The sequence below is a fragment of the Bradyrhizobium sp. SPXBL-04 genome, from assembly GCF_051853035.1.
GTDB lineage: Bacteria > Pseudomonadota > Alphaproteobacteria > Rhizobiales > Xanthobacteraceae > Bradyrhizobium > Bradyrhizobium zhanjiangense.
On the sequence record NZ_CP182472.1, the window covers coordinates 2,591,880 to 2,611,525 of the forward strand.

Below are 19,646 nucleotides of genomic sequence, written 5' to 3' on the forward strand. Positions count from 1 at the left end.
TGCTTCTCCACCACCTGGCGAACTACAGGCCCGAGATGGTTCACGTCTGGCATCCGGCGTATGTGCTACTGGCCTCCGCCATCACGGTAGCCGCAATCTTCTACGCCAATAGCCTGCTGGGATTTTCCATTCTCTACGTGTCTGTCGCGGCTGCAATTGCCGCAATAGTGGTCGTACGCGGTTTGTTTGGATGGCAGCAACGTCGCTTCGCCGGTCAACTTTTTCGACAGCTGCCTGACGCGATCCAGCTGGTAACAAGTACGGTTCGATCGGGTCTTCCGGTGCACGAAGCATTTCGTACCATCGCGCGCGAGATGCCGCAACCAACGGCTGGACAGTTTGCCATCGTATGCAGCGAAGTGAATCTGGGTAGACCGCCGGAGGAAGCCGTCGAAGCCATCTATCGGCGAACGCAGGTGGCAGAGTATGCGATGTTCGCGGTGACACTTGCAGTCCAATTGAAGTCAGGCGGCAGCTTGGGTGAAACCTTGCAGACGCTAGGCGACACAGTAAGTCAGCGTGTTGCGCTAGCTGCTCGCGCCAAGGCACTGGCAGGAGAGGTGATTTTCTCCTCGCGGGCACTTACGGTCTCGCCCCTGATTGCCGGAGCGTTGCTCTACGCCGCCAATCCGCAAAATGTCGATCTGTTGTTCTCTGATCCGATGGGAAACAAGCTTCTGGCTTACGCAATAGCCTCGGTGCTTATCGGACACCTAGTGATAAGCTGGATGGTCAGACGGGAAACAGAACTATGACGTTTGGTCTCAGTCTGGTGGCCCTCGCAGTAGCAGCTGGAACTGCGGCCTGCCTGTTGATCATCCGCGAAATGCACGTCCGCGCGATGGATACGCGGGTGTCAAACGCCGTGATGGGTATCCCTTACCGGTCAGCGACCTTCCAAGACGTGACCAGCTGGTTTTCATGGCTCGGCGTGCGGTATCGGCGCTTCTACGCCGAGGAGAATTTGGAAGAACTGCGAACGATCCTTCACTCGTCTGGTTTCAATCATCATCGAAGCTTGCCGATCTGGATCGGCGTCAAGGTCGTCAGCATGTTCTTGTTCCCGGTGATTGCGCTGCTTCTTGCGCAACTCTCGGGAAGGGGACCTGCCGACGTGCTGGTCTTCACGCTGGTGGGCGTCGTGATCGGAATTATGGGGCCACGATTGATTCTGACTGTGCTGAAGCGCCGTTTTGATGCAGCCATTCGGCTGGGCGCGCCGGACATGATCGACTTGCTGGTCGTGTGCAGCGAAGCGGGAATGGGCATGGAGAGCGCGCTGGGACGTGTAGCGGAAGAAATGAAGCAGACCAATCCTGCCATGGCTTGGGTATTGCACCGTCTCCTTGATGATCTCCGGATATTGCCAAATCGCATCGACGCATTCGAGAATTTGGCAAATACCTCAGAGGGGCTTCGCCGGTTCGGCACCATGATCAGCCAGAGCCTGCAATACGGAACGCCCTTGAGCCAAGCACTACGCAGTATAGCGGTCGACCTGCGGCGAGAACGTATTACCAAGCTCGAGGAAAGAGCACACAAATTGGGCGCCAAGCTGACCATTCCTATGGTGCTTTTCCTGCTTCCAGCCATGTTTGTCATCATGGGAGGAAGCCCCGTTTTGCACCTCGTGCGTTCGTTCGCAAGCTTCGGTAAGTAGCCATGAGCACAATCGCCCTTTCGAAAAACTATTCGCACGATCGGATCATGCGACTGTTCGGCAGCATGTGGTTCTTATTGCTGGCGCTTTGCGTAGCCATCAAGATTGGGGCATCGCTTGCCGATCCCTGGCCATCGCTTCTGTCGGGTTTTTGCCTTGCCATTTTCTACATGCTCCTGGCGCTGTTGATCATCACTCGCTCTCCAGCAAAGGCGCATGCAGACGGCCTACTTCCGAGAATAGCTGCGTTCGTCGGGAGCTATTTACCATGGACGATCAGCTTCCTGGGCAAAACCGACGAAACGCTGCCAAACCTGGCATCGACAGCTTGCGTGCTGGTCGGCACGATCATGATGCTTGTCACCATCCGACATCTAGGTCGGTCGTTCAGTTTGGTGCCGCAGGCGCGTTCGGTAGTGCAGACCGGTCCGTATCGATGGATCAAGCACCCACTCTATGTCGCAGAAGAGATCGTGGTCGTGGGCGTCGTGCTGCAATATCTGACACCGGTTACAGTGATGGTACTGGTCCTGCATATGGGCATCCAGGCATGCCGGATTCTTTACGAAGAAGATCTGCTTCGGCGCAATTGCCCTGAATATTCCAGCTACGAAGCATCACGTTGGCGCGTGATCCCGTATGTTTGGTGAGCGGCTATGCGTGGCCGGATTGTCATGGACATGGTTCAAATCGCCAAGGCTCGGGCTCCGCGATCGGAAGTCGTAGGTATCGGTCAAGTCAGGCGCGCGTGCCGTAGGGAGTCCTTCATCGCAGATCAGCGCGGCGCCGTCGCGTTTGAGACAGTGTTCGTCTACATATTCTTGGTGTCGTTCCTGCTGATGCCGCTCGCCGACGTAGCCGCCGCGGGCTTCCGCTTTATCTCCGCGTGGACCGCGTTGCGCTCCTTCGGGCAATATATCCAATACAAGAATCCGCCCGACCCGGCGAACCCGGGGACCTGGGTGTCAACGCTGCAGACAACAGTCGCAGGGCATACGATCGGCAACATCCAGGTCATGTGCGGAAGCACTGCCTGCAACTCCGGCAATCTTGGTTCGACTCCAAAGTACTTTACGTTTTCGACAACTGTCACTTTGGCCCCGATTGTGTTGACGTCGGTGCTGTGTCCCAGCGGTTGTACCTACACGCTGCCTTACTCTGAACGCTTCCAGTAGGTGTTTCCATGCGTAGTCTGCTCCGTTCCAGACGAGGCTCCGCCGCATTCGCAACAGTCATCGCGCTCGTCCCCCTCATCGGCGTGGTCGCGATCGGGGCTGAGGCTGGATCGTGGTACGTCACAAGGCAACAGGCGCAGAATGCCGCCGACGCGGCGGCCTATTCGGGCGCCTTGCGGCTTGCATGCGCGAATGCTGGTGTGCTCTGCGATACATCAGTGGACTATCACGCAAAGGAATTCGCGGCACAGAACGGGTTCTGCAACTCCGGCGACACGGCCTATCCGGGCACCAATTGTGCGACCAGCCTTCCGACAGGAATCTCGCGGGCCGTGCAGATCGATATCGGCAGCTACAGTGCTGGTGCGTTCACAACGCCGCCCGCAGGAGGCGGTAACGCCGTTCGCGCCAGGGTCAGCCAGCAACAGCCGGCCTACTTGTCGGGAGTGCTGGGTTTGACGACCGTCAACATCCCCGCCCAAGCCATCGCTCTGGTTGAATTGCCGAGCAAGGTGTGCGCCTTGGCGCTTGGGCCTGATCCGAGCGGCGGCGGAGGGGCGCTTAAAATTGCCGGCAACGTCAGCAACAACGGAACGGGTTGCCCGATAATGTCGGATGCCAGTGTTCAATTTGCCAGCACTGCCTCTTTCACCGGTTCGGGATGGGCCGTCTTGGGTGCAACTGGCTGTAGTCCAGCCAGCACCTGCGCCGATCCCGGCGTCACGCACAACTATTTTATGCCGTACGCAAACAATCCACTTAGCAAATTGGACAGCGAAACGTTCAACAGCTTGACCTCGAGCGGGAGGCCAAACGATTTGGCCTGCAGTGGTACGTTGAGGCCCAATACCCCGCCAAGCAGCACTAACCTGTACCGCAACCTAACGTGCACGACTGGGAACACGGTAGATTTTACTCCGGGCACGTACTTCTTCTACAATGGGACAATAAAATTTAATGGCGGAACCATCACCTGCAGTGGCTGTACACGTTGGCCACCGGCGGGCACGGGTTTAGGCGTAACCCTTGTATTGCTCGGGGATTCGAGCATTTCGATCTCTGGCGGCGCCAGCGTTGAGCTGTCCGCCCCTTACAGCAACACCTTCTCTTCTGATCTGAACGGCGTTCTGATTGATGATCAGGCACCGAGCAAGAGCAGTAATCAGGTCACCATCAATGGTGGTAACGTGAAATTGGGTGGTGCGATGTATTTCCCGCACGTCGACGTTACGTGGAACGGAGCGACACAAAGTTCTAATACGACCTGTTCACAAGTGATCGCCAAAACACTCACCATGGGCGGTGGCGGCTTCTTGAGCACGGATGGATGTAATCCGGTCACCGTCCCTTACACCCAAGTTGTCCGCTTGGTGCAGTGATGAGAAAGCTCGATCAGCGGGGTATCGCGGCGTTCGAATTCGTCCTCGTCTTCGTGCCGCTTTTCATGTTGATCTTCGCCATCTTCGATCTCGGACGCTATGCCATCACGATGCAGTCTTTGCGGACGCTCGCGAGCGCCGGCGCCCGGGCGGTCATGATCAACTGCTATACGCCTGACTTGCTTCAGAGCCCGCCTCAGTCGCCGGCCGGCTGCACCGGCGATCCCATGTCCACCAGCGCTAAGCAGAACGCGGCGCCGTTCCTGTATTTCGGCGGTCTCACGCCGACGCTGAGTGTGGCGTCCAGCGGCAACAATTTGACTGTTACAGCTTCTCAAGCCGGCTTCGCCATGCTGATGCCGATATGGGGCACAGCACTCAATGCGCCGAGCGCGTCCACGCAAATTCCCTTCTAGCGCACCCCCGAGCATCGGCCGATGAACACCCGCCCCCCTGGCGATGGCGATGATGCCGGACGCGAAGCCAAGACATGCCATGGCAAGTGCCACCCTGCCGCAGCCTGAATATGGCAATATACCTGACGCATATTGACGGGCGCCGCTTCGCGTCGGCGCCGGTGGAACTGGCCAAACGCTTGGCATCGAACTGCGTCAGAGCAATTCGCGCCTGGCCAAGCGCATCTCAAGACTGCGAGTCGACCCGTTCGATGGCGGGGCGACGACGGAACCTCGCGCAAGGTGGTTGTGCTGCAGGATAGTTCTGGACAGGGCGGCAGAGAAAATGATGCTCGCTGGCAACATTGGAAAGTTTTCTTTGCAGCTTGTGGCTGTGCGGTAAGTGTCTCTTGTTGCAAGGAGGCAGGATGAAGGGCGATGATCTTGGAAACATGAAGTAACGAATTGTAGTGGGACAGATTGTAAGCTCTGCGACGTGGTGCGCAGAGGGGAACTGTTGAGGGACGTCGAGCACGTGGATTTGCGGGGATGCCGCGGATCGCGGCGGGGGGACTCGAATGGGTGGCGGTCGCGTTTCGGATAAGGCGGTAGGGGGGCTTCTCGCCTTCAGCGTGATGAGTTTTGGCGCGGCGCTCGCCTTGCTTGGGTCCGCAGACCTCGCGGCGGCTGCAGACCGGCGGGGCTCCTCCGGCGGCGTGATCGTCAGCGAAATGAGCGACGTCCAGCGGGTCAGGGTGGTCGTCAACAAGTCACGCACCTTCAAGGTCGACACGGCGTTTTCGACCATCGTCGCGGGCTCGTCCGACATCATCGACGTGAAGTCCCTGAGCGATCACATGATCTACATCCAGGGCAAGCAGACCGGTACCACCAACGTCATCCTGTTTGACTCGTCGATGAAGCAGATCGGAATCCTCGACATCGAGGTTGTGATCGACACCGGGAATCTGCAGCAGAACATCCGGTCCAGCACCGGCATGCAGGGCATTCGCGTCTCGGCCTCCGAGGGACAGGTGGTGCTCAGCGGAACCGCCAACGACGCGGTCGCGGCTGAGCGGGCTATGGCCATCGCCACCAGCACAGTTGCGAAAGGCGGTGTCGTCGTCAACGCGATGAGCGTCGCGGCGCCGCAGCAGGTGATGCTGGAGGTGCGCTTTCTCGAGGTCACCCGGGACGCCGGCCGCGACCTCGGCGTGAACCTGTACGCGGCAAATGCCAATGGGACCAATGTCGGGAACACGGGGCGTGGTGGTGCAACTGCCGCGACGGGGCGACGGCCGATCGGTGGTATCAATACGGTCCCAAACCCCATTGGTAATACTGGCGGCACGCCTGTTGGTGCTTCGCCTACCGGCAGTCTTCCTATACTCGGAACCGCAGGAACGCTCTTGGGGACCGCAGGCGGCATAGCTCCGGCCCCGTTCGGAAGCTTGTTGACCAGCATCATCCGAACCAGCAATGGCGGCTCGGTGGACTTATTGATCTCGGCGCTGGAAACCAAGGGATTGGCTCGCAGGTTGGCCGAGCCAAACCTGACCACGCTTTCCGGCGATGCCGCTCGCTTTCTGGCCGGCGGTGAATTTCCAGTGCCGATACCAAACACGACGACGAACGGTTTTCCCACTGTTACGATCGACTACAAGAAATTCGGTGTCGAACTGGCCTTCGTCCCCACCGTCCTCTCGCGGGGCGTGATCAACCTTCGGGTTGAACCGTCGGTCAGCGAGCTTGATTTCGCCAATGCGGTGACGATTCAGGGGACGACCGTTCCGGCATTGACCCGCCGCGATGCGCGCACGACGGTCGAACTGCGCGACGGCCAGAGTTTTGCAATCGCCGGCCTGCTGCAGACCCGCAATCGCCAAGACGTTTCGCAATTACCATGGATCGGGTCGGTGCCCGTGCTTGGAGCCTTGTTCAGCAGCAAGTCGTACCAGCAGGAGGAAACAGATCTGGTCATCATCGTGACGCCGCACCTGGTCGCACCGGCTGCACCAGGCCAGCAGCTGGCGTCTCCGCTCGATTCCCGCCTTCCAGCCAATGATGTCGATTTCTTCCTCAATGGCCAGATGGAAGTCCGCAAGCGTTACAATGACTACGTCAATTCCGGCGGCGACGTGAAGGGGGCGTACGGGCACATCATCGCTCCTGAAGTCAGGGCGCCCGTTGTAGCTCCGGCCGCTGCTGTCGAGCAGCCGGTCGTGAAAACGCTGAACTAGAGGAAGCGAGAGATGACCATCAGATATTTGGCTCTGTTCGCACCGCTCCTGCTTGGGGGATGTTACGGGCTAGCCGGTCACGACGAGGTCGACCGCTACTTCCAGCGTTCTGACACCATCACGATGAGCGCCGGCAACGCCAAAGAGGTTAACGCCGCTACCCACACAATCCATCCATGGCCGCGCAACGTCGGTGATCGCAGGATCGCGTACGATGCGCGGCGCGTGGGGGCAGCCGTTTCGCGTTACGGCAACACGCAACAGCCGGTGGATCAGCTTCCCGACATGGGCGATCCGACGAAACAAATGGGCCAGAAGCCTCCCGTGACCCAGAATGTCAACGTAACCGGATTGGGGGCTGGATCGACTGCTGGAGTATCGGTACCGGTTGGCGCGCCGGCAGGGGCTAGGTAACGGCGTTTGATAAGTGAACTTTGCGACGCTACTGGCCAAAGCTGCAGTGAGTCCGCTAGGCCGGGCGGGGGACAAGAGTTATGCGACGTGCCATTGTATTGCTGACCTGTTGCTGGCTGGCACCAGGCCTTGCAGCCTGTGACCAGACACTAAGGGAGGCCGCCGTCGTGGCTCCCGTCGAGCCGCCTGGCGGGGATCCCGTGCAGGAGCCGACCGACGTCAAATATTATCCCTCGGACGAACCGGTACGGCTGGGCTTGGAGCATTTCAACCGCGGCAATTACGGGATTGCCCAGCGCTATTTCAAGGACGGCGTCGAGAAATCGCCCAAGGACGTGACCGCTTGGATCGGGTTGGCTGCGAGCTATGATCGGATACGTCGTTTTGATCTGGCTGACCAGGCCTATGCCCAGGCGATCCAGCTGGGAGGCGAAACCGTGCAAGTCCTGAATGATCAGGGATATTCGTACATGCTGCGTGGCAATCTAAGTGCGGCGCGGCGGAAATTTGAGAAGGCCTATTCGCTCGATCCAGGCAACCCGGTTATCGCCAATAACCTTGAGCTACTGAACGGCAGCCGACGGTTCATTGAACGGCCGCCGAACAACCAGCCATAAGTCGAATAACTACCTGCAAGGCTATTGCAGGCGGGCTTTGGCGCTCGCCCTTGAAACTGCAGATCGGTTATCGAACCTTGCGCGCCATTCTATATGCTTCACAGTCGTTGCAGGGGGCGTTGGGCCGCCGCTCGTCAATTGGACCCGATCACAGCATCAGCGTAGTGGCTCCCATTTCGCGTAATGACAATGACGCCATTGCGAATGGTAAATCTCGCGCCAAGCAGTTTCCGCACCTTCTCCGTGATCGGAGAAGGGAAGGGGATGGTTTCTCCCGAGACGGGATCGCCGACCTTGATCGACTCAGTCACGGACCCCGCGACCGGGGCAGGCTTGATATAGTCGCGGATCAGCTGAATCTCTTCGCGCGACAGGATGAGCGAAGCCTGATCAGGCCGGGTCTCTGGCGGCGGCTTAGGCGGTTCACTGCTTGGCTTCTCACGTGCCTCGTTGGCGGTTGCGATCTGATCAAGCCTGGCTACGCGGAGCTTGAGCGCGATGATCTCGCGTTGCAGCGTGGCGATCTCTACTTTGAGCGACTTGACCTGCGTGAAGACAATCGTCGCGCAAACGCAGCTCACGAGAACAACAATGCTCAGCAATCCGAGCAACCAGCGCTCGATGTTTCCCATCGACCCTGTGGGCTCCTCGGGTAGTTGACCGCGCTGCAAATGCTCGTGCCAAATTTGGCGTCCTCGCTTCATCCAATCTGTATAGGCGGTCACACTGGCGGACACACCTCGTACAGAACCGAAATGTGCGGATGACGCAGCAGAGGCCTCCTGGGCCGGATGAACTATAGGTGCTTTGTTGGTTTGCTCGGCGCGTGGCTCCGGCTTTTGGTTCTCGGGGAGGTGACGCTCCACCGGCCGATGAGCGGCGGTGTGGAACGGATCACGCCCCATCGGCTGATCAGGCTGGCCGATAGTTTTTCTCGAAAGAGTCATCTATCAACTTTAGCGGGTGCGCCGACGCGGCTTCGAATAGGGCACCAAACGGTCGTTTGCACGCTGCGTTTGCGTGCCGACGTCGCCGGGTCTGTAAATCATTCACCATTTCCGTGGGCGCAAAGCGTGCCGAAAGGCAAAGCCTATGTCAATTGAGGACAACGGCGGCAGCATTGGATCTGGACATCGGAACCACAGATATCGTTTCGTAGCACAAGCCCTATGCGCGGGGCACCGCGCACAACGGTTCGCCTTACAGACGAACGACTTCGCCGCCTTCTGGAGGACTTCGAGCGCCTGATCTGCTTGCAATCGTTCTACGAAGATGCACCGATACGATTGCTTTGCACGTCGAGCATTGATGGCGTCATGAATCCAAGCTACCAGATTCTGCTTGTCGGGATGGCCATCCTCGTCGTCATCGGCCTGCGGCTCCTGATCAACCATGTCCGGCTTGGGCGCCTGATCCCGGCGGTCACCAGCGACCGCGAGATGGCGTAGTCAATTGGCATCGATATCAACCGGACCCTCATCTTGGCGTTCTCGCTCGGTGTCTTTCTCGCCGCATTGGGAGGAGCCTGGCGGCATGCTCTAGCTTGCGTCGTTTGGCTGGAGGTTGCTCAAATTGGCCCATGATGGATTGGAGCGAGAGTTCAAGTTCTTCAATTGCTTAGAAGGCGGCGTGTGCACGACGTGTGCACCAAGAGATCAAGAAAAATCTCGTCACAGCCAATGTCAGCAGACCTCGTGAAATGAGATTGGGCTGCCTCTGGTCGGCGGAAGAGCACGCCCATTGTTTCCCAGTGCAGGGGAGATAGGTGAGTGCTGACGATCAGCATCAGTTGCTGGAAACGTGAGGCACCACCCTCTCATCCCGCTCCGTGCAGCCCCGCTGGTCGAACTTAAGAACAAACAGCTGTTGCTGTGCGGGGTGGGGGCGGACCCTCCCTACCAAAACCTGCGATTTCTACGCCAAACTACGATGTTCCGCGATCTTGCGCGCCTGACGGTACCGGTTGGCGCGCTGGCGCGAATTTGCATTGGCTGCACAAGGTCGGTGTTTGCTGGTGGGCTCGTCGGGACTCGAATCTGCAACCGGAACATGGTGAGCGACGGGATATCGATCGCCTTCGCTGATTTTGCTGCACCCATTGCTTGAGTTCGAGATCGCGTTAGCTGCGCTTTGGCGAGGTTGTTTTTGGGGCGAAACAGGTGTGGTCCGCGGCAATGGCAGACTTCGGCGGATGAGGAGACTGCTCACGCTCTCAATCGCTTCGTTGAACGTTCAGTAAATCCATTTGCTAAACATGCTTGGCGTTGGCCAGCTTCTGGCTCGCCGGTTATCCAGGCGGGCTGGATTGCTCCGCGGCGCCAGATCGGCAATCGAAGCTTCCGACAAAATCCAAGCATTTTGCTGCACTGCGTGCATCTCGCTTGCGCGCGCGAACGTGGCAGATCTTTTCGCCAGGCTCGCGACAAACCGGCTTGACGATCTCCAAAATTTAGTAATACGTTTAGTTCCACAAGAAACTAAACATCGCGCATCGAGCCGATGTGTGGAGGAGCCCAAGCCTTCCGGACCCGTTTCCGGAAATGGTCCGTCTCGTTCTCCACTCATCGCTCCTCAAACTCGGTTTCAGGGTCTTGGCGTCGTTCCGGCAGGGAGCGCCGAGCGGGTTAGATGCTTCAACGAGAGAGGAAACGGATATGCGGACATTCAATTGGCTAAGAAGCTCGGCGGCAACCACGGTCCTCGGGACGGCGCTGCTGGGAATATTTGGTGGGGGCGAAGCCGCAGCTCAGGGCAAGCAGCTCACGCTGTGCTGGGCGGCCTGGGATCCGGCCAACGCGCTGGTCGAGCTCGGCAAGGACTTCGCCAAGCAATCCGGCATCGAGATGAAGTACGAGTTCGTCCCATGGACGAGCTATGCCGATCGCTTCCTCAATGAGCTCAACTCCCACGGCAAGCTCTGTGACCTGATCATCGGCGACAGCCAGTGGATCGGCGGGGCTGCCGAGAACAAATGGTACGTCAAGCTCAACGATTTCTTCGACAAGGAGAAGATATCGATGGACGACTTCGTCCCGGCGACGGTGGTCGGCTATTCGCAGTGGCCGAAGAACTCGCCGAACTATTGGGCGCTGCCGGCTATGGCCGATGCGGTGGGCTGGACCTATCGCAAGGATTGGTTCTCGCGGCCTGACATTCAATCGGGATTCAAGGCCAAGTACGGCCGCGACCTGGCGCCGCCGAAGACCTACGACGAGCTGAAGCAGGTCGCGGAGTTCTTCCAGGGCCGCGAGATCGACGGCAAGAAGGTCTACGGCGCCTACATCTTCACCGAACGCGGCTCCGAAGGCATCACCATGGGCGTGACCAACGTCCTCTACAATTACGGCTTCGCTTACGACAACCCGAAGAAGCCGTACCAGATGCAGGGCATCGTCAATTCGGCCGAGGCGGCCAAGGGGCTTGAATTCTACAAGGAGCTCTACAAGTGCTGCACCGCGCCCGGCATGACCAACGCCTACATGCAGGAAGGGCTCGATGCCTTCAAGTCCGGCCAGGTGGCGATGCAGATGAACTGGTTCGCCTTCTTCCCGGGCCTCTACAAGGATCCTAATGTCGGCGGCGACAAGATCGGCTTCTTCGTCAATCCGGCCGGCCCGAACGGACACTTCACCCAGCTCGGCGGACAGGGCATCTCGGTCGTAGCGACCTCCGATCGCAAGGACGACGCGCTGGCCTACATCAAGTGGTTCGCGCAGCCCGCCGTGCAGCAGAAGTGGTGGCAGCTCGGCGGCTATTCGGCGCTGAAGGCGGTGGTCGACGCGCCCGACTTCCCGAAGAGCGCAGCATTCGCGCCGCAATTCCTGGAATCGATGGGCATTGTCAAGGACTTCTGGGCCGAGCCGTCCTACGCGCAACTGCTGCTCGACATGCAGAAGCGAGTGCATGACTACGTCGTTGCCGACAAGGGCACGGCGCAGCAGGCGCTCGATCTCCTGGTCAAGGATTGGACCAAGGTTTTCAAGGAGCAGGGTAAGCAGGTCGCGTCGCAATAGGCGCGGTATTCGCGTCAACCGAACTGGTTTCCCCGGGGATGTGCCTCGGGGAAACCGAACCAGCCAGCCGATGGACAAGATGACGACGATCCTTCAACCCGATGATGCTATCATCCCCGGCGTGAGCGAGCCCGCCAAATCTCGTGCCACGCGGCGCGTCCGCGGCCTGTCGGACCGGACCATCGCCTGGCTGTTCGTTGCGCCGACGATCGCGCTATTGCTGGCGATCAACATCTTTCCACTGGCGTGGATGATCCGGCTGTCCTTCACCAGCCTCAACCTCAGCATGTCGTACTTGCCGCTGCGGTTTGTCGGGCTCGACAATTTCAGCGACATCCTCACGGACGAGGACGTCTGGATCCGGCTCCAGACCACGGCGCAATTCGTGATCTGGTCGGTGGCGTTGCAGGTGATCATCGGCTTCGGCTTGGCGCTCCTGATCAACCGTCAGTTTCGTGGTCACAGCTGCTGGACCACGATCATCCTGCTGCCGATGATGCTGTCGCCTGCGGTCGTCGGCAACTTCTGGACACTACTCCTGCAGCCGCAAATCGGGCCGTTCAACTACCTGATCAGTATGTTCACCGGTGTGCCGCCGAGCTCGTTCAGCATGACCGGCCAGGTCTCACTCGCACCCTGGACCATCGTGCTCGTCGATACCTGGATGTGGGCGCCCTATGTCATGCTGATCTGCCTCGCCGGGCTTCGCTCCATTCCCGACTACATCTATGAGGCGGCCGAAGTTGATCGCGCCTCGGCCTGGCGGCAGTTCTGGTCGATCACGCTGCCGATGACAGTGCCGTTCCTGATGCTCGCGGTGCTGTTTCGTGCGATCGAGAACTTCAAGATGTTCGACATGGTGAACCTCCTGACATCGGGAGGGCCGGGGTCGACTACCGAGCTTGTGTCGATCACGCTGAAGCGTGCCGCATTCGAGAAGTGGCGCACCGGCTATTCATCCGCGCTCGCCATCATCCTGTTCGTGACCGTGTTCGGTGCCGCCAACATCTACGTCAAAGCGCTCAACAAGGTGAAGCAACGATGACCGCTGCACTCGCCAAATCCGTCCCGGCCAAGTCCACCGCTCATTCCATAGTCGAAGCCTCGCCGCGTTCGAAGGCCGTGGCCGGTGGCTTCGTCATTCTCTATGCCGTGATCACGATCCTGCCGCTACTCTGGATCGTCGCCACCGCATTCAAGTCGCAGAGCGACGCCATCGCCTATCCGCCCAAGGTGCTCTTCGAGCCGACCCTCGAAGGCTATGTGAACCTTTTCACCGTGCGCACCCGCCAGACGCCGGACTTCATCGCCAAGCTGCCGCCGCCGGAGACGTGGTACGACAAGCTCGTGCGCCAGCGGGACATGGTCATTGCCGGACCATCGAAGGTCGTGCCGCGCTTCGTGAACTCGCTGATCATCGGGTTTGGCTCGACGTTCCTGGCCGTGTTTCTGGGCACGCTCGCGGCCTACGCTTTTTCGCGCTTTCGCATTCCCCTGGCTGACGACCTCCTGTTCTTCATCCTCTCGACGCGAATGATGCCGCCAGTCGCGGTCGCGATCCCGATCTATCTGATGTACCGCCAGCTCAATCTGACGGACACCAGGCTCGGAATGATCCTGCTCTACACCGCCGTGAACGTCTCGCTCGCGGTCTGGCTGCTCAAGGGGTTCATCGACGAGATCCCGCGCGAGTATGAGGAGGCCGCTCTCGTCGACGGCTACACGCGACTCCAGGCCCTGTGCAAGGTGGTATTGCCGCAGGCCGTCACGGGAATTGCAGCAACCGCGATCTTCTGTCTGATCTTCTCGTGGAACGAATACGCCTTCGCGGTTCTCCTGACGAGCGGCGAAGCGCAGACCATGCCGCCATTCATCCCCTTCATCATCGGCGAGGGCGGGCAGGATTGGCCAGCGGTGGCTGCCGCGACCACGCTGTTCGTCGTCCCGATCGTCCTGTTCACCGTGTTGTTGCGCAAACACCTGTTGCGCGGCATCACCTTCGGAGCTGTGCGCAAATGAGCGGTTCTGCGGTCGCCAAAAGGGGAGTGTCTCGCTGGCTCCGACGCGGGCCTTGGGAGACGGGCGCGATGACCCTGATCGCGGGCGGCATCATCATGCTGGTGCAGCCCTGGTCGATCGATCTGTACAGCTATTCCTTCGTGACGATCCTCGCCGGTACGGTCGGATACGTCATCGTAAGCCATTTTCCGGAATAGGGCGGCAGACATGGCACAAATCCGCGTCGAAAACCTGCGCAAGTCGTTCGATCAGTTCACGGCCGTGCAAGGCTCGAACTTCACCATCGATGATGGCACCTTTTTCGCGATGCTTGGGCCCTCCGGTTGCGGCAAGACGACCACGCTGCGCATGATTGCGGGCCTCGAGCTGCCGACCGAGGGCAAGATCCTGCTCGACGGCGAGGACGTGACGTTCCGCCGTGCCGCGGCCCGCGACATCGCCTTCGTCTTCCAGCTTTTCGCGCTCTATCCGCACATGAATGTTGCCGACAATATCGGCTTTCCCCTGAAGTGCCAGGGCATGGGCCGGCGCGACGTTCGCGAGCGCGTGCAGGAGACAGCGCGGCTCCTGCGGATCGAGCATCTCCTGTCGAGCAAGACGTCAAAGCTGTCGGGTGGCGACCGGCAGCGGGTCGCGCTTGGGCGCGCCATGGTCAGGCGGCCGAAGGCCTTCCTGATGGACGAGCCGCTCGGGGCGCTCGATGCCGAGTTTCGGCATCTGATGTGCGGCGAGCTTCGCGACCTGCACGAGCGCATCGGTGCGACCACTGTTTACGTGACGCACGACCAGCTCGAAGCGATGTCGATGGCGGATCAGATCGCGGTCATGAACAAGGGACGGGTCGAGCAGATCGGCTCGCCGCAAGAGGTCTATGACCGGCCCGCCAGCATGTTCGTGGCCGATTTCATCGGCTCGCCGCCGATGAATTTCCTGCGGTTTGAAAGCGGCTTGCGGTCGGGGGATCGGGCTGTCACCTTTCATAGCGTCAGCGTCGAAGTCCCGGAGATCCGCGAGGATCGTGCGAGCGCACCGCTGGCGCTCGGGATACGTCCTGAGCACATCCGCTTTGCCGACGAGGCTCCCGTCCGCGGCGAGGTGTTCGGTGCCGAATATCTCGGCACCACGCAGATCGTCACCGTCGACACGCCGCACGGACGCCTCGCGGCGCGGTTGCCCTCCAGCGCGTCGGTGCGGATCGGCGAGACGGTGGGTCTTGAATTCCACTCCGGGCGGCTGGCGCTGTTCGATATCGCCAGCGGCCTCGCTGTTCGAACCGCCAATGAGGGGAGGGTGCGCCATGACTGACGTCGCGTTGCGCAACATTAGCAAGCGTTTCGGCGCGGCCGAGGCGGTCCGCGAGCTCTCGCTGGCGGTGAACGATGGAGAGTTCCTGGTCCTGCTCGGGCCGAGCGGCGCGGGCAAAACCACGACGTTGCGGCTGATCACAGGGCTCGAGACCCCCGACGCGGGCTCGGTCATGATCGACGGCCGCGACGTGACGCGTGATCCGCCGGGATCACGCGATATCGCCTTCGTCTTCCAGCAATATTCGCTGTATCCGCACCTCACGGTCTATGACAATCTGGCGTTTCCGTTGCGCTCTCCCGCACGGCGCGTGCCGGAGCCGATCATCCGCAAGCGCGTCGAACGGACTGCGGAGCTGTTGCACATCGCAAGCAAGCTGAACAACCGTGCAACCCGTCTGTCCGGCGGCGAAATGCAGCGGGTGGCGATCGGCCGCGCGCTGGTTCGCGATCCCTCGATCTATCTGATGGACGAGCCGCTCTCATCTCTAGATGCGAAGCTGCGTGCGGAGCTTCGTCTTGAGCTCAAGCGGATCCAGCTCGAGCTTGGCGCGACCATTCTGTACGTGACCCACGATCAGGTCGAGGCCATGACGATGGCGTCCCGGATCGGCGTGATCAGGGACGGCCAGCTCCTTCAGTGCGGTACGCCGCGGGAGATCTATGAAAGTCCTTCCTCGAGCTATGTCGCCTCGCGTCTCGGCACGCCTCAGATCAACTTCCTTCCGGCCCGTCTGTTGTCAGACGTGCCGGTGCCGCCGGGGACGGAGACCGTTGGTATCCGAACCGAGCATCTGCAAATTGCCGCGCGCAATGGCGGACGAATGGTCGGCCGCGTGCACCGCGTCGAGCACCTCGGCGAGCAGAATCACGTTCACCTGGACTACAAGGGCGAGATGCTGGTGACGCTTGCGGATCCGCGCCGGCCGCTTCAGTCCGGCCAGGAGGTCGAACTACACCTGCTGCATCCGCTCTGTTTCGATCGCGCTGGGCAACGCATCCCTGCGATGGTTCACTAGAGGATCCGTTCGATGTCGCTGCAACCCGAGACATTCAAGTCGCTGGTCAAGGTGGCCGCAGAGCGGGTCATCGCGAGCGCGCCGGAACTCACGACCCTGGATCAAGCGATCGGCGACGGTGACCATGGAACGAACATGAAGCGCGGCTTTGAGGCCGTGCTCGGCAAGCTCGATGCCATTTCGGCGCAGCCGCTGAACGAGGCGCTGAAGATGATCGGCAAGACGCTGGTGATGACCGTCGGAGGCGCCTCCGGGCCACTTTACGGCAGTTTCTTTCTTGCCGCGGGCGAAGCACTTTCGGACGACAAGCACCTGCCGGACGATCTCGCGGACGTCTTTGGCAGCGGCGTGAATGCGGTGAGCGCGCGGGGGCGCTCGCAGGCCGGCGAGAAGACAATGCTCGACGTGCTCGTTCCCGTCCTGGAAACGTTGAGGACGGCGGCCGGCCAGCCGGATCTGATCGCGCGGGTCCGAGCCACTGCTGCCGAAGCAGTCGAGCGGACCGCACCGATGCAGGCCACCAAGGGGCGAGCGTCGTTCCTCGGGCCGCGCAGCGTCGGACATGTCGATCCCGGCGCACGTTCGAGCTGCATACTCGTGCAGGCGGTCTGCGCAAGCCTGGAGGGACAGCAATGACCGACACCGTGGGTATCGTGATCGTCTCGCATTCGAAGGATATCGCCAAGGGCACCGCCGACATGGTGCGGCAGATGGTCGGCAGCGAGGTCAAGGTGGCCTTCTGCGGCGGCAATCCCGACGGCGGGTTAGGCACGAGCGTCTCCCTGATCATCGACGCCATCAACGATGCCTGGTCGGCGAAGGGCGTCGCGATCCTCGTCGATCTCGGCGGCGCAGAGACCAACAGCGAAATGGCGGTCGAAATGCTGGAGCCCGCACGGCGCGAGCTCGTTGTCGTATGCAACGCGCCGATCGTCGAGGGCGCCGTGATGGCGGCGACCGAGGCGGCGGGCGGCAGCTCACTGGCCCAGGTGAAGGCCGTGGCCGAGGAACTCTCTGCCGACTGAGGCGTCGGCGAAGCGATGATGGAAAATGAGCATGCTGGACAGAGCGGACGGACAGACATTCATCGGCAATGTACGGCTAGTGCACGCGGTGGGCATGCATGCACGCCCGGCGGTCAAGCTCACAAAGCTTGCCAAGAAGTTCGAGGCACAGATTTTCGTTCGGGTGGCGGGGGCGGCCGAGTGGATCAATGCCAAGAGTGTGGCCAAGATCATGGCCATGCGTGCGGCGCATGGCAGCACGATCGAGATCAAGGCATCCGGCAGTGACGCCGAGGCCGCCGTCGCGGCGCTCGTCGACCTGATCGCAACTGATTTTCCTGACGGAGCTCCGTAGCATGCAGGGAGGCGCGACAGGACTGGCCTACCGCGGCAGAACCGCCTCGATCGGCTTTGCCCATGGCCCGTTCGTCCGTGTCGATGCCGGCACGAACGGCGAGCGCATCGCCGGTACCTTGGTCGAAGAGGCGCTCGCGCTGCGCAGTGCGATAGACGTGGCGAGCGGGCAGATTGCGGAGCTTGCCACGATCGCCGGAGGCGAAGCCGCGCAAATTCTCGAATTCCAGGTCGCATTGCTGGAGGATGAAGATTTCATCGAAGCGATCTTCGCGTCGATCGGGGAGGGGAGTTCTGCGGACGTCACGTGGCGTTCGGCGCTCGATGAGCAGATTGCCGATTACAATTCGGCAGAGGACGAATATCTGAAGGCGCGCTCGTCGGATCTCGCTGACCTGCGTGACCGCGTGATCAACATTCTGCGGGGAGGCGAAGGGCATGTCCTGAAAATTCCGAGCGGCGCCGTCGTCTGCGCCGACGATCTGCCGCCCTCGCGATTCCTTGAGATCGACTGGTCCGGCGGCGGCGGTCTGGCGCTCCTGCGCGGCAGCCCCACGAGCCACGTCGCCATGCTGGCGCGGGCACGGGGGATCCCCATGGTCGTGCAACTCGGCGCCGTTCCGGAGATCGGAGCCACGGCGCTGCTCGACGGCGAAAGTGCGACGCTCGAGCTCGATCCCAATGCGGAGCAGGTCCGGCTGTTCGAGAAGCGGCGCGAGAACCATCGCAAGAGCAGAGCGTCTGCGCGCGCAATTCTGCGGCGGCCGACGGCTTCGTGGCGCGGCGAGCGGATCAAGCTGTTCATCAATATCCAGCGCGTCGACGATCTCGATCACGCCGACGCACAATATGCAGATGGCATCGGCCTGATGCGCACCGAATTTCTGCTCACCGAGCGGGGCCGCCTGCCCGACGAGGAGGCCCAGTTCGCAGCCTACGATGCGGTGTTGCGTTGGGCCGACCGGCGTCCGGTCACCATTCGCACCTTTGACGCGGGTGGCGACAAGCCGGTGCCCGGCTTCACGCTGGACGGCGAAGCCAATCCCTTCCTGGGGGTTCGCGGCTTGCGGCTTTGCCTGGCCCGGCCCGACGTCTTTACCGTTCAACTTCGCGCGCTCGCGCGTGCCGCCGTGCGCGGAAACCTCAAGGTCATGTTTCCGATGGTCACATCGGCGGACGAGCTCGAAGCAGGACGCAAGCTGTTCTCCGAAATCGTGCAGCGCTTGCAGGTGGACGGCATTGACGCGATGCTCCCGGAGCTGGGAATCATGGTCGAAGTCCCGGCGGCGGCCCTGGCGATTGCGAGCTTCAAGGCTTCCTTCTTCTCGATCGGCTCGAACGATCTCGCGCAATATGTCCTTGCCTGCGATCGTTCCAATGGAGCTCTCGCCCCCTTGATGGATCCACTACATCCGGCCTTGCTCGAACTGATCACACGGACCGCGGAGCACGGGCGGCGCGCCGGCATCAGCGTCAGCCTGTGCGGCGACATGGCGAGCGACCCGCGCTGCCTGCCCGCATTGTTGAATTGCGGCTTGCGGGAGCTGTCCGTGAATGCATCGGCCCTCGCACAGATCAAGCGGACGATCGACCGGCTGAGCAACGGAGGCGGGCTTGGCTGACACGGCGATTGATGAACCGGCAGAGGCCGGCGCTGTTGCGGTCTACAAGCGCATCTTCAAGGAAGTGCTGGAGAGCCGCCCGTCGGGCATGCGGCTGCGTCTGGCGCATGCCATCGGGAAGAACCGCAGCTTCGTCAGCCAGATCAGCAACCCCGCCTATCCGGTGCCGATACCCGTGCAGCACCTCAATACGATCTTCGATGTCTGCCACTTCCCGCCGCAGGCGAAGGCCGCCTTCCTTCGTGCCTATGCGCGCGCCCATCCGCGCCGGATCGGCCGGCTGACGGAGGGATCGCACGAGCGGACCTTGACGCTGCATTTGCCGGATCTCGGCAGCGCCAAGCGGAACGCCGAACTCGATGCGCTGCTCCAGGAATTTGCGCGGCGCTTGATTGCCATCATGCGGGAAAAATAGCGTGAGGCCAGGGAGG

22 protein-coding genes are annotated in these 19,646 nt (G+C 60.7%); 21 read left to right on the forward strand and 1 reads right to left on the reverse strand.

The annotated features are described in order from the left end of the window. Nucleotides 1-35 precede the first annotated feature (35 nt). The 9 genes from ACNJX8_RS12060 (at nucleotide 36) to ACNJX8_RS12100 (ending at nucleotide 7,880) form a co-directional block, all read left to right on the forward strand. Nucleotides 36-755, forward strand: coding sequence for a type II secretion system F family protein (locus ACNJX8_RS12060; RefSeq protein WP_439360776.1), 720 nt, complete (start codon nucleotides 36-38; stop codon nucleotides 753-755). Further along, complete coding sequence (locus ACNJX8_RS12065) at nucleotides 752-1,660, forward strand: type II secretion system F family protein (RefSeq protein WP_438109401.1); 909 nt, start codon at nucleotides 752-754, stop codon at nucleotides 1,658-1,660. Before ACNJX8_RS12060 ends, ACNJX8_RS12065 begins: the two co-directional genes overlap by 4 nt. Nucleotides 1,661-1,662: 2 nt before the next feature. Continuing rightward, nucleotides 1,663-2,310: an isoprenylcysteine carboxylmethyltransferase family protein gene (locus ACNJX8_RS12070; protein ID WP_439360777.1), complete on the forward strand. Its 648-nt coding sequence runs from the start codon at nucleotides 1,663-1,665 to the stop codon at nucleotides 2,308-2,310. Between the two features lie 30 nt (nucleotides 2,311-2,340). Further along, nucleotides 2,341-2,835 (forward strand): hypothetical protein, encoded by a 495-nt coding sequence (locus tag ACNJX8_RS12075; protein ID WP_439360778.1) that lies wholly within the window; start codon nucleotides 2,341-2,343, stop codon nucleotides 2,833-2,835. 8 nt (nucleotides 2,836-2,843) lie between these two features. Continuing rightward, complete coding sequence (locus ACNJX8_RS12080) at nucleotides 2,844-4,214, forward strand: pilus assembly protein TadG-related protein (protein ID WP_439360779.1); 1,371 nt, start codon at nucleotides 2,844-2,846, stop codon at nucleotides 4,212-4,214. After that, complete coding sequence (locus ACNJX8_RS12085) at nucleotides 4,214-4,630, forward strand: TadE/TadG family type IV pilus assembly protein (RefSeq protein WP_370986613.1); 417 nt, start codon at nucleotides 4,214-4,216, stop codon at nucleotides 4,628-4,630. Before ACNJX8_RS12080 ends, ACNJX8_RS12085 begins: the two co-directional genes overlap by 1 nt. A gap of 557 nt (nucleotides 4,631-5,187) precedes the next feature. Further along, on the forward strand, nucleotides 5,188-6,849 hold the full coding sequence (locus ACNJX8_RS12090; protein ID WP_439360780.1) for a type II and III secretion system protein family protein: 1,662 nt from the start codon (nucleotides 5,188-5,190) through the stop codon (nucleotides 6,847-6,849). Nucleotides 6,850-6,861: 12 nt separating this feature from the next. Continuing rightward, nucleotides 6,862-7,263, forward strand: a complete 402-nt coding sequence (locus ACNJX8_RS12095) for a hypothetical protein (protein WP_439360781.1) — start codon at nucleotides 6,862-6,864, stop codon at nucleotides 7,261-7,263. A 167-nt stretch (nucleotides 7,264-7,430) separates the two neighbouring features. Further along, on the forward strand, nucleotides 7,431-7,880 hold the full coding sequence (locus ACNJX8_RS12100) for a tetratricopeptide repeat protein (protein ID WP_439360782.1): 450 nt from the start codon (nucleotides 7,431-7,433) through the stop codon (nucleotides 7,878-7,880). 134 nt (nucleotides 7,881-8,014) lie between these two features. On the opposite strand, the gene ACNJX8_RS12105 is transcribed toward ACNJX8_RS12100, so the two are convergent. Beyond that, complete coding sequence (locus tag ACNJX8_RS12105) at nucleotides 8,015-8,827, reverse strand: hypothetical protein (RefSeq protein ID WP_439360783.1); 813 nt, start codon at nucleotides 8,825-8,827, stop codon at nucleotides 8,015-8,017. Between the two features lie 369 nt (nucleotides 8,828-9,196). Here ACNJX8_RS12105 and ACNJX8_RS12110 point away from each other — a divergent pair, with 369 nt between their 5' ends. The 12 genes from ACNJX8_RS12110 (at nucleotide 9,197) to ACNJX8_RS12165 (ending at nucleotide 19,630) form a co-directional block, all read left to right on the forward strand. Continuing rightward, nucleotides 9,197-9,328: a hypothetical protein gene (locus ACNJX8_RS12110; RefSeq protein WP_439360784.1), complete on the forward strand. Its 132-nt coding sequence runs from the start codon at nucleotides 9,197-9,199 to the stop codon at nucleotides 9,326-9,328. 1,206 nt (nucleotides 9,329-10,534) lie between these two features. Next, nucleotides 10,535-11,893: an ABC transporter substrate-binding protein gene (locus tag ACNJX8_RS12115; protein ID WP_439360785.1), complete on the forward strand. Its 1,359-nt coding sequence runs from the start codon at nucleotides 10,535-10,537 to the stop codon at nucleotides 11,891-11,893. Nucleotides 11,894-11,963: 70 nt separating this feature from the next. Further along, nucleotides 11,964-12,938, forward strand: coding sequence for a carbohydrate ABC transporter permease (locus ACNJX8_RS12120; protein WP_439360786.1), 975 nt, complete (start codon nucleotides 11,964-11,966; stop codon nucleotides 12,936-12,938). Further along, a complete protein-coding gene (locus tag ACNJX8_RS12125; protein ID WP_439360787.1) occupies nucleotides 12,935-13,912 on the forward strand; it encodes a carbohydrate ABC transporter permease in 978 nt (325 codons plus the stop codon). The genes ACNJX8_RS12120 and ACNJX8_RS12125 overlap by 4 nt, the downstream gene beginning before the upstream one ends. Continuing rightward, complete coding sequence (locus ACNJX8_RS12130) at nucleotides 13,909-14,109, forward strand: hypothetical protein (protein ID WP_439360788.1); 201 nt, start codon at nucleotides 13,909-13,911, stop codon at nucleotides 14,107-14,109. The genes ACNJX8_RS12125 and ACNJX8_RS12130 overlap by 4 nt, the downstream gene beginning before the upstream one ends. 10 nt (nucleotides 14,110-14,119) lie before the next feature. After that, nucleotides 14,120-15,217: an ABC transporter ATP-binding protein gene (locus ACNJX8_RS12135; protein WP_439360789.1), complete on the forward strand. Its 1,098-nt coding sequence runs from the start codon at nucleotides 14,120-14,122 to the stop codon at nucleotides 15,215-15,217. Continuing rightward, nucleotides 15,210-16,235 carry an ABC transporter ATP-binding protein gene (locus tag ACNJX8_RS12140; RefSeq protein WP_439360790.1) on the forward strand — a complete coding sequence of 342 codons (1,026 nt, stop codon included), beginning with the start codon at nucleotides 15,210-15,212 and terminating at the stop codon, nucleotides 16,233-16,235. The genes ACNJX8_RS12135 and ACNJX8_RS12140 overlap by 8 nt, the downstream gene beginning before the upstream one ends. Nucleotides 16,236-16,247: 12 nt before the next feature. Further along, nucleotides 16,248-16,871: a dihydroxyacetone kinase subunit DhaL gene (gene dhaL, locus ACNJX8_RS12145; protein WP_439360791.1), complete on the forward strand. Its 624-nt coding sequence runs from the start codon at nucleotides 16,248-16,250 to the stop codon at nucleotides 16,869-16,871. After that, nucleotides 16,868-17,260, forward strand: a complete 393-nt coding sequence (dhaM, locus tag ACNJX8_RS12150) for a dihydroxyacetone kinase phosphoryl donor subunit DhaM (protein ID WP_129143098.1) — start codon at nucleotides 16,868-16,870, stop codon at nucleotides 17,258-17,260. The genes dhaL and dhaM overlap by 4 nt, the downstream gene beginning before the upstream one ends. Before the next feature lie 25 nt (nucleotides 17,261-17,285). Further along, a complete protein-coding gene (locus ACNJX8_RS12155; RefSeq protein ID WP_439360792.1) occupies nucleotides 17,286-17,594 on the forward strand; it encodes an HPr family phosphocarrier protein in 309 nt (102 codons plus the stop codon). A 1-nt stretch (nucleotide 17,595) separates the two neighbouring features. Further along, entirely contained in the window at nucleotides 17,596-19,215 is a 1,620-nt protein-coding gene (gene ptsP, locus ACNJX8_RS12160) for a phosphoenolpyruvate--protein phosphotransferase (RefSeq protein WP_439360793.1), read from the forward strand. Then, entirely contained in the window at nucleotides 19,208-19,630 is a 423-nt protein-coding gene (locus ACNJX8_RS12165) for a hypothetical protein (protein WP_091883294.1), read from the forward strand. The genes ptsP and ACNJX8_RS12165 overlap by 8 nt, the downstream gene beginning before the upstream one ends. Nucleotides 19,631-19,646 lie beyond the last annotated feature (16 nt).

What these genes read in the sequence shown, in the direction of transcription:
- ACNJX8_RS12060 (WP_439360776.1), top strand. Translation starts at nt 36, where the DNA reads ATGGTTCACGTCTGGCATCCGGCGTATGTGCTACTGGCCTCCGCCATC.
- ACNJX8_RS12065 (WP_438109401.1), top strand. Translation starts at nt 752, where the DNA reads ATGACGTTTGGTCTCAGTCTGGTGGCCCTCGCAGTAGCAGCTGGAACT.
- ACNJX8_RS12070 (WP_439360777.1), top strand. Translation starts at nt 1,663, where the DNA reads ATGAGCACAATCGCCCTTTCGAAAAACTATTCGCACGATCGGATCATG.
- ACNJX8_RS12075 (WP_439360778.1), top strand. Translation starts at nt 2,341, where the DNA reads ATGGTTCAAATCGCCAAGGCTCGGGCTCCGCGATCGGAAGTCGTAGGT.
- ACNJX8_RS12080 (WP_439360779.1), top strand. Translation starts at nt 2,844, where the DNA reads ATGCGTAGTCTGCTCCGTTCCAGACGAGGCTCCGCCGCATTCGCAACA.
- ACNJX8_RS12085 (WP_370986613.1), top strand. Translation starts at nt 4,214, where the DNA reads ATGAGAAAGCTCGATCAGCGGGGTATCGCGGCGTTCGAATTCGTCCTC.
- ACNJX8_RS12090 (WP_439360780.1), top strand. Translation starts at nt 5,188, where the DNA reads ATGGGTGGCGGTCGCGTTTCGGATAAGGCGGTAGGGGGGCTTCTCGCC.
- ACNJX8_RS12095 (WP_439360781.1), top strand. Translation starts at nt 6,862, where the DNA reads ATGACCATCAGATATTTGGCTCTGTTCGCACCGCTCCTGCTTGGGGGA.
- ACNJX8_RS12105 (WP_439360783.1), bottom strand. Translation starts at nt 8,827, where the DNA reads ATGACTCTTTCGAGAAAAACTATCGGCCAGCCTGATCAGCCGATGGGG.
- ACNJX8_RS12110 (WP_439360784.1), top strand. Translation starts at nt 9,197, where the DNA reads ATGAATCCAAGCTACCAGATTCTGCTTGTCGGGATGGCCATCCTCGTC.
- ACNJX8_RS12115 (WP_439360785.1), top strand. Translation starts at nt 10,535, where the DNA reads ATGCGGACATTCAATTGGCTAAGAAGCTCGGCGGCAACCACGGTCCTC.
- ACNJX8_RS12120 (WP_439360786.1), top strand. Translation starts at nt 11,964, where the DNA reads ATGGACAAGATGACGACGATCCTTCAACCCGATGATGCTATCATCCCC.
- ACNJX8_RS12125 (WP_439360787.1), top strand. Translation starts at nt 12,935, where the DNA reads ATGACCGCTGCACTCGCCAAATCCGTCCCGGCCAAGTCCACCGCTCAT.
- ACNJX8_RS12130 (WP_439360788.1), top strand. Translation starts at nt 13,909, where the DNA reads ATGAGCGGTTCTGCGGTCGCCAAAAGGGGAGTGTCTCGCTGGCTCCGA.
- ACNJX8_RS12135 (WP_439360789.1), top strand. Translation starts at nt 14,120, where the DNA reads ATGGCACAAATCCGCGTCGAAAACCTGCGCAAGTCGTTCGATCAGTTC.
- ACNJX8_RS12140 (WP_439360790.1), top strand. Translation starts at nt 15,210, where the DNA reads ATGACTGACGTCGCGTTGCGCAACATTAGCAAGCGTTTCGGCGCGGCC.
- dhaL (WP_439360791.1), top strand. Translation starts at nt 16,248, where the DNA reads ATGTCGCTGCAACCCGAGACATTCAAGTCGCTGGTCAAGGTGGCCGCA.
- dhaM (WP_129143098.1), top strand. Translation starts at nt 16,868, where the DNA reads ATGACCGACACCGTGGGTATCGTGATCGTCTCGCATTCGAAGGATATC.
- ACNJX8_RS12155 (WP_439360792.1), top strand. Translation starts at nt 17,286, where the DNA reads ATGAGCATGCTGGACAGAGCGGACGGACAGACATTCATCGGCAATGTA.
- ptsP (WP_439360793.1), top strand. Translation starts at nt 17,596, where the DNA reads ATGCAGGGAGGCGCGACAGGACTGGCCTACCGCGGCAGAACCGCCTCG.